The organism is Stenotrophomonas sp. 05L44_2, assembly GCF_056665995.1.
Genome location: NZ_JBFTNR010001020.1, coordinates 1 through 1,033 on the forward strand (window position 1 = coordinate 1; position 1,033 = coordinate 1,033).

Annotated in this window: 2 protein-coding genes; both read left to right on the plus strand. The window is 64.3% G+C overall.

Features of this window, described 5'->3' with window-relative positions:
- Window positions 1-391: enolase C-terminal domain-like protein (locus AC1VAN_RS22800; protein WP_480986862.1), on the plus strand; the 391-nt coding region annotated here is incomplete at its 5' end.
- 400 nt (window positions 392-791) lie between these two features.
- Window positions 792-1,033, plus strand: a 242-nt coding sequence (locus AC1VAN_RS22805) for a MurR/RpiR family transcriptional regulator (RefSeq protein WP_480986863.1), incomplete at its 3' end; no start/stop codon positions are given.

Genomic DNA, 1,033 nt, shown 5'->3' on the forward strand with positions numbered 1-1,033 from the left:
GGTCAACACCCCGGTGATGGCCGACGAGAGCGTGTTCAGCCCGAGCCAGGTGATGGACCTGATCCAACAGCGCGCCGCCGACATCATCAACATCAAGCTGATGAAAACCGGTGGCCTGTCCAACGCAATCCGCATTGCCGACATCGCCGGCATCTACGGCGTGCCGTGCATGATCGGCTGCATGATCGAATCCAGCATCAGCGTGGCCGCAGCGGTGCACCTGGCGGTAGCCAAGAGCGATGTGATCACCAAGGTCGACCTGGATGGCCCCTCGCTGGGGCAGTTCGATCCGGTCAGCGGCGGGGTGCGCTTCAACGAGTCGGAGATCAGCATCAGCGATGTGCCGGGGTTGGGCATTACCGAAGTGCGGGGGTTGGAGATGCTGGGTTGATTTCTGCCTTGCGGCTGGCTTGGCGTACAACTGACGTTGGGTCGGGCGTTACTTTTCTTTTCGCGAAAAGAAAAGTAACCAAAAGAARCGYTCCGCCRGYCGCGAGCCGMCGTGCTKCGCACGYCGGTSCCCTGCGCTCCTCGGTCCGCCGAGGGACGGCGCGGAACTCGCTGCGCTCAGACACCCGCGCCTCTTCGCCCTCGCCGGACCTGCGGTGCTCGGCTCGCTTGAAGGCGGACTCAACTGCAGCTCCGGGTAGATCCACGCCATGCGTGGATGTCCTTGCTCCTGCTTTTGCTCCACTCCGTAACCCCTTCGCGGCTGGCACCCGCCCGACCCACCCCATAATCCGCTCTACGCAACCAACCGCAACGCGCCTACACATGCCCGGACGCCCCGCATGCCGCCCCTGCTGAAAATCCGCACCGAGCGCGGGCAGATGTCGGCCATCGAACGCCGCATCGCCGACTTCATCCTCGACAACGCGCACCTGCTGCGCGACTACTCCTCGCAGCAGCTGGCCAGCGCGCTGGGCATCAGCCAGTCCAGCGTGGTCAAGTTCAGCCAGAAGCTCGGCTTCAAGGGCTACCCGGACCTGAAATATTCCATCGGCGAGGACGTCGCCCGCGCCGGTGCCGACCC